The sequence below is a fragment of the Syntrophobacterales bacterium genome, assembly GCA_031274925.1.
GTDB lineage: Bacteria > Desulfobacterota > Syntrophorhabdia > Syntrophorhabdales > Syntrophorhabdaceae > PNOM01.
Window position 1 is genome coordinate 1 of sequence record JAISPL010000027.1, and the last position, 6579, is coordinate 6579.

At 46.1% G+C, this 6579-nt stretch carries 8 protein-coding genes; 2 read left to right on the top strand and 6 right to left on the bottom strand.

All coding sequences use genetic code 11. From position 1 onward, the window contains the following. On the top strand, window positions 1-257 hold a 257-nt coding region (locus tag LBQ00_04760), incomplete at its 5' end, for a hypothetical protein (GenBank protein MDR2018170.1). 36 nt (window positions 258-293) lie between these two features. Here LBQ00_04760 and LBQ00_04765 read toward each other — a convergent pair. From LBQ00_04765 to LBQ00_04790, 6 genes are all read right to left on the bottom strand, one after another. Then, the gene (locus LBQ00_04765; GenBank protein ID MDR2018171.1) at window positions 294-1067 is read right to left on the bottom strand and encodes an acyl-CoA dehydratase activase; all 774 of its coding nucleotides are present in this window, start codon (window positions 1065-1067) and stop codon (window positions 294-296) included. A gap of 45 nt (window positions 1068-1112) precedes the next feature. Next, on the bottom strand, window positions 1113-1958 hold the full coding sequence (locus tag LBQ00_04770; protein MDR2018172.1) for an acyl-CoA dehydratase activase: 846 nt from the start codon (window positions 1956-1958) through the stop codon (window positions 1113-1115). Between the two features lie 211 nt (window positions 1959-2169). Beyond that, window positions 2170-2340: a hypothetical protein gene (locus LBQ00_04775; GenBank protein ID MDR2018173.1), complete on the bottom strand. Its 171-nt coding sequence runs from the start codon at window positions 2338-2340 to the stop codon at window positions 2170-2172. Window positions 2341-3254: 914 nt separating this feature from the next. Next, window positions 3255-3674: a PaaI family thioesterase gene (locus tag LBQ00_04780; protein ID MDR2018174.1), complete on the bottom strand. Its 420-nt coding sequence runs from the start codon at window positions 3672-3674 to the stop codon at window positions 3255-3257. Then, entirely contained in the window at window positions 3644-4471 is an 828-nt protein-coding gene (locus tag LBQ00_04785; GenBank protein MDR2018175.1) for a hypothetical protein, read from the bottom strand. The genes LBQ00_04780 and LBQ00_04785 overlap by 31 nt, the downstream gene beginning before the upstream one ends. Before the next feature lie 104 nt (window positions 4472-4575). Further along, a complete protein-coding gene (locus LBQ00_04790) occupies window positions 4576-5259 on the bottom strand; it encodes a hypothetical protein (GenBank protein MDR2018176.1) in 684 nt (227 codons plus the stop codon). A gap of 138 nt (window positions 5260-5397) precedes the next feature. Between LBQ00_04790 and LBQ00_04795 the strand changes: the two genes are divergently transcribed. Beyond that, on the top strand, window positions 5398-6282 hold the full coding sequence (locus tag LBQ00_04795; GenBank protein MDR2018177.1) for a DMT family transporter: 885 nt from the start codon (window positions 5398-5400) through the stop codon (window positions 6280-6282). Window positions 6283-6579 lie beyond the last annotated feature (297 nt).

Genomic DNA, 6579 nt, shown 5'->3' on the forward strand with positions numbered 1-6579 from the left:
AGGACATACATATAGAAGAGGCTGCAAAGACATTCAAAATAGGCGCAACAACTCTAAAGGCTTGGCTGAAGCGCTACGAAGAAACCGGGATTCTGGAAAACAGGCCATTTAATGGAAAGCATAATAAAGTTGATCCGTCAAAACCTGAAGCCTATGACGCATATCAATCAGAGGGAGACTTCCCGCTACAGGAACCCTTTGAAATAAATACCACCCCCGGTACATCTCGTGCTGCCGGGCTTATCAGAAGGTTATGAAAATTATATGGCCCCAGACGGAACAAAAAGAAACTGTCAGACTTGAGTCTGCGCCAGTAAAGCGGCCCCCAATGCGGCGGTGATCTGGGGTTCGTCGGGAACCATAACAGTAGCTCCAAATTCCGCCTCTATGGTCCTTATAAGGCCGATGTCTTTTGCGCCTCCACCCGTGACGGCGCAATCCGGCGTGAGTCCGAGACGGACCACAAGATTTACTATCTTTGATGCCATGGCTTTATGGATTCCCGCAAGAATATCTCCTGCGAGGGCCCCTTCGGCAACCCGCGATACCGCCTCAGACTCGGCAAATACTGCACAACCTGTCGTGAACTCCACCGGCTTCGTGGCAGTAAGGGAAAGCGCTCCCACTTCCTCAATCCCGATGTGGAGAATACGGGCTGCTACCTGCAGGAATTTCCCGCTTCCTCCGGCACATTTTTCGTTCATCACAAAATTGGTTACTTTACCTTCGCTATTAACCCCGATCGCCTTGCTGAACTGAGCGCCTATATCAATTAAAGTCCGCACCGTCGGGAATAAGTAATGGATTCCTATGGCATGGCAAGAGATGTCCGTAGCCACCTGGTCGGCAACCCCAACCATGGCAGCCCCATAGCCTGTAGCTATCTTGCGCGAAATGTTATCCAATGAGATGCCAGCTTTCTTTAGGGCCTCATCAGTGACGGTTTTTACCGCCTCCTTATAGTCGCCCCCAGAAGGCAAAACTGCGTAAGACCGAAGAGATTTGTTCTCACATACTACAGCTTTTGAGTAACCTGAACCTACATCAATACCAAGTATATAGGCCATCTATCTATCCTTATGGACGGTCTCGGCCGTCCGATTTTCCAGCACTTATGAGAAGAACTTGGTTTCTCCAGAGAGTCCTTGCTCGCTCCTTTTGGGTGCCTGCCCGCTATGGGCTGCATTCTCGCAGGTTTCTTTTCCGATCAGGGCCGCCCCTAGGGCCCCTGTAATGAGGGGTTCAGGTGGGACCTTAAGGGGGAATTTGAATTTATTTTCCAGTGCCTTGACCAAACCGACGTTTTTTGCGCCGCCTCCCGTAACTGCCACATCCGGTTCCACTTTTAATTTTTTTACGAGTGCGTACACCCGTGTCGCAACTGCATCATGGACACCCGCGATCAGATTGGCAACTGGTTCGCCTGAGGCGAGCTGGTTTATTACCTCATACTCGGCGAATACCGTGCAGGTGTTGCTGATGGGGGCGATCCGTTGGGCCGAAAGGGATAGGGGGCCGATTTTATCTAAGGGCACGCCTAATGCATCGGCAATGACCTCTAGAAACCGCCCTGTCCCGGCTGCGCATTTATCATTCATGACAAAGTCCGTTACCTTGCCACTCTTTATCTTGATTCCTTTGCTGTCCTGTCCTCCGATATCAACCACCGTCCTTACTGTTGGCAGGACGCTGTGAAGCCCTTTCGCGTGGCACGTGATCTCGGTTACCTGCCTGTCGGCGAAGGGGACATTTATCCGACCGTATCCTGTTGCGACAATATACGCGAGATCCTCAAATCTGATGCCCGCCTTTACGAGGGCCTCCTCTATCACTTTGTTAGCCAGTTTTCGATGTTCAGGCCCTGTGGGGCCTATGATCGACGCATTGAGTTGGTCGCTCACGATGACCACTTTGGTCATGGTGGATCCGATGTCTATACCGGCAAAATACTGTTTCATCGTGTTTCAACTCCCCAGTTTTTCACAAGCCGTTCTTTTTGTACGATACTAACACATCTTGAAGATGTCGATCCTGCCCATGATAGGGCAACGTCATCCTGCTTAAGGAACTTGTATTTTCCTTTTACCTGCGCCAAAGAGATTGTGGGCGAAGGGACTATAGTCTTTATTAAAGGAGTTCTTTTTTGTAATGGTTTCTAGGCATTGTTCTTTAAACAACGGTATGATGCCCGTCACCGTCAAGATCTCCTGGGTCCAAGGCGGACAGATAGCCAATAACTTTATTGCCCGCAATTTTCAATTTTCTCACTCTCGACCAGTGCCTTAAGCTTCGCACTTTTGAGCCGTTGCAAAACCAATTGCCCTCTAATGATTCTGTCATGGTAACTCACCTCATCTGCCACTGTATCATATCTGACCACATGGTTAGTTTGATGTTTAGCTTCCAGATGAGTTTTTGGATAAAAAACAGTGTTTATATCTGAAAATAATTTTACTGGAAGGATAATAGGCTTGTCAATAGAAATAAAAAAGGACGCCAAATATTCACAAAGAGCATTTTTGTCAACTGATATCTACCCCCCTTACGACTAATGGCATATACATACCATACCTCACTTAAGAAGGTAAAAACTATGGGACATGTACTCCATGCTCACGCCAGGACAACTCAGGCAGTGCGTAGAGAAATAACAAAATAATCAAGAAAGCCTGATAAGGCTTGCAGTACGTTATGGTGTGAATCTAAAAACTATTGAGAGATGGAGAAAAAGAGACTTTGCCCAATGGGTCCTAAAGTCATCCGTAAGCCAGGTTAAAGAAGCCTCTATTGTGATTGCCTGATGATTTCATACCTGCATCGTTGGATTGTCATACGGAAACTGTCAAAGTTTGCATGATAAATCGACGAGAGCTTAATTCGGCATCCAGCGTTTATGACACATTTGACCGTGTCTGCCATCGCAACGGCCAAGTACGGACTATCAACGACTGTTGGGCGTTACCAATAAAGAACACCTTCATGTATTTCTAATGGCGTACAATCTGGCAAATCGCTTGAAAAGCTTATAAGGAAAATCTCCTTATGATTTCATCAGAGATATATGGACGCTTGAGCCTGAAAGATTTACTGATGAACCCAAACCATTTCAATGTGGGGGTAAACAGGTAGATTGTCTTATCTTTATGGCATGCAATGGAGCCGGACTCGTATGCACGGCCCGGCTCGTAATCTTCGAGATGCCGTCCTAATATGGGTACGGCAAAAGAATCAGTCGTCGTGGTTTCTGTAAGGAATTATCCGATAAACGTTAGTTTATCATTTTTTCTGTACACGAGAGCCTGGCAGATGGCAATTAGGCCCTCATCGTCTTTTACGGTAATCTGGTACGTGGCTGTCTTCCTGCCCCTGCTCATCTCTGTTGATTCCGCTCGAAGCAGACTGTTTCGTACCGCCGGTTTTATATAAGTAATGTTCATGTTGAGAGCTACCGCCATAGTCCCGTGACTGTTGGAGGAAATTTCGAAAGCCTCATCAATGAGAGAAAAGACGGCTCCCCCGTGGGCTGTGTGGTGTATATTGTCCATTTCCTCCCGATAGTGCATCTCGCATAGGGCATATCCATTGTCCACATCGACAAGCTTGATGCCAAGAAATTTGGCAAAAGGTTCCTCATTGACCTTTTTCATAAAAGCGCTCTTTGTTTTGTCGTCCATACAGTACCTCCTGATTTATATTTATTATTCGTTGTAAATATTTTTTTCTGAGCGCAATAGAGCCTATTGTTCCCGCAAGAGAACATTAGAGTGGATAGTAAATATGAAAGGGCAGGGGTCAGGTAGGTGAACATGGCCTTGTGTATTCGTCCCTGTACATCCGATATTTTACCCCATGCAATACTGAAGAAAATACCGAAAAATCCTAACGCGGCGAAAGCCTCACCAACGTTCTTTAGAGACAGATCTATTTTTTGTGAGAGAAAAGCGGTGAAGCGTGTGATATTGGGGCTTGTTTCTGGTTTCTTGCCGTCCCTATAAGTGCGAAGACCTTTCTTCCCTAGGTGGTACCTCAGAAATACATAGGGGAGAAAATAGAGGATACATGCCACGGATTCCATGACATACCATGCGTAATGCCATCCATCAAGACAGTTCCTTTTAATGAAGCGTGGGCCGTGACCCATGCCGATAATGAGCCTCGTGAGGAAGGCGAACCCGAAGGATTCTGAAAAATCGGTAAAGAAAAGGCTTAAGTCAATGATTAAGAGGAAAGCAAAGGCAGATATCATGATCTTGAAGCGTGCGGCAATGAAGCCCCCGATTACGACCAGACATAGGCCGATAAAATTTCTGATTGATATAAGACCTCTCTGTGTATAGCCAAAGGCCAGGTCCTCTTTCGCGGAGGAGAACATAGGGAGTATCGCCAAATATGATATTCCCCAGAAGCTGTTGGAAGGGACAACCACGAACGTTCCTATAAAGGCTATAATCCATGTGTAATGTTGTATCATGGCCTACCTCTTAAGGATATGCGTCAGGAACTGCCTGACAGCATGCCGGTCACCTACCTTGCCGTATCGACGCAATGAGCGGTCCGGCAGGCATTGCTCTGTCGTTAAAGGAACTCAAAAAAAATCCCATTATCCATAGCACAAGGCCTTAAACTTACCATATTCGACAACAGAAGATTTTGCTGTCCTGCCCTGATTTTTCTCTTTAATTCTCCAAGATTCAGCGTATATCCTGACCGTTTTGTCTTCTCGTCTTCGTGAAGGAGCTCTTTGATATTGGGGATACTCCTGTCGGTATAATAGTTTAGAGACCTGTCTTTGAGACGGTTAATGATATCCGCGTTGGTGATTGTGCTGAGATACACCTTGAAAAGAATGGGAGTTTTAATGAAAAAAAAGGTATCGGGAGGCGTGGAGGTTTTGAACCCTTTCCTTGTTTCCACCGTCTGGACAACTTTTACCCTGCCCCCCTCAATGACTTCCAGGCAGACCGTCTCTGAGACGAGTTTTGGTAAAGTGTCCATCAAAGGTCTTACCAACCGGGCAAAGTTTGTTGCGAGAAGCGTCTCTTTGGAGAACTGGATCAGACCGGTTGTCACACGGTAGTGTTTGGTCACCTGGTCTTGTTTGGTAAAACCCTTCGCTTTGCGTGCCCGAAGTACCCCGAACGCAGTGTCTTTGTTTACGCTTGGGTTTCCGTAGATCTTACCGATTTCCGTTGACTTTGGGTGGTCAACCCGGAACCGAAGCGCTATTACGGTTTTCTTTGCAACCTCTGTGCTATGCATATTTCTGATAGAGAATTACATGAAGTTCAATAACTCTGTCAAGTAAATTTACTTGACAGAGTTATTGAACTTGGATAAAGAGTTGGTAAGAAAATACAAGAAAAGTTTGTTTGTTATTAAAAATGAACTGGAGGCCGCATGACTAAAGAGCATCTCGATATAAAGGGCTTTCTCATCTTAGTAGTTCTCACCATGCTGTGGGGCGTTAATTATCCGGCGGTCAAGATTGCGAATGAAGGTTTTTCGCCTATTTTTAACTCATTCCTAAGGTCTTCGATCGCATCAATCTTGGGTATCGTATATTGCCTGAGGATAAAAGAGCCGTTTTTTCACAAGGACATCAGAATGTTTCACGGGTTTATGGTGGGGTTGCTGTTCGGGCTTGAGTTCGTGTGCGTCTATCTCGGTATGCGCTATACGGATTCGGCACGGGCTGTGATACTTATCAATATATCGCCCTTTGTTGTGGTCATTGCCGCATATATATTTCTCAAAGAAAAGTTGACCTTGGGGAAAGTTGCAGGCCTTGCACTTGCCTTTTCAGGGATCTTCATGATTTTCAAAGGCAAACCTTCCACTTGGACACCGACCATGTTGTGGGGGGATATTCTTGAAATTTGTGGTGCCTTCTTCTGGGGTGCAACCACAATCTATATTAAAAAATATCTTGCTGAAAAGGTCCATCCTATCCATACCTTCCTCTACCAGCTCGTCTTTTCCGTACCCGTCACATTTATTTGCGCCGTGATGCTGGAGCAAAAGTGGATACTGGATATGAACTTCGCCGTATTGGGTGCTCTCTTTTATTCATCGGTCATCGTTGCGTTCATCTCTTATTTCGCTTGGTTCAAGCTGATCCATGTCTATCCCGTCTCGGAACTTGCCGTCTTTACGTTCCTTATGCCGGTCTTTGGGGTTGCCGCAGGCGCTATCATACTTAAAGAGCAACTTACCCTCGGACTTCTGGCTGGTCTGGTCTTGGTGAGTGCTGGAATCTATATCACCAATGTGAGAAAAAAATAGAACCTCTTGGCAGAGCCGCGATAGTCGCTACGTAGTGACTGGGGCAGATTGATTGACAGTCAACGCTGGGAGTAAATATGGGTAGCGTGAGCCGAAGAGTTTTTACATCGACATCCTTGATCTTTCGGCCTGTGCATCTTTCGTTCCTCTTTTATTATTGAGACAGCGCTAGAACCGCAACCCCGGGATACGCTCTATACAAGCAATATTGACATGCAAGAAAGGTAATATCAACGTAGATTCCACCCACGTGAAGGGATTCATGAATCACCTTTTCTTATAAGAATCAGGCATGGT

Coding starts and splice junctions, on each gene's coding strand:
- LBQ00_04765 (MDR2018171.1), bottom strand. CDS start 1,067: ATGGCCTATATACTTGGTATTGATGTAGGTTCAGGTTACTCAAAAGCT.
- LBQ00_04770 (MDR2018172.1), bottom strand. CDS start 1,958: ATGAAACAGTATTTTGCCGGTATAGACATCGGATCCACCATGACCAAA.
- LBQ00_04775 (MDR2018173.1), bottom strand. CDS start 2,340: ATGACAGAATCATTAGAGGGCAATTGGTTTTGCAACGGCTCAAAAGTG.
- LBQ00_04780 (MDR2018174.1), bottom strand. CDS start 3,674: ATGGACGACAAAACAAAGAGCGCTTTTATGAAAAAGGTCAATGAGGAA.
- LBQ00_04785 (MDR2018175.1), bottom strand. CDS start 4,471: ATGATACAACATTACACATGGATTATAGCCTTTATAGGAACGTTCGTG.
- LBQ00_04790 (MDR2018176.1), bottom strand. CDS start 5,259: ATGCATAGCACAGAGGTTGCAAAGAAAACCGTAATAGCGCTTCGGTTC.
- LBQ00_04795 (MDR2018177.1), top strand. CDS start 5,398: ATGACTAAAGAGCATCTCGATATAAAGGGCTTTCTCATCTTAGTAGTT.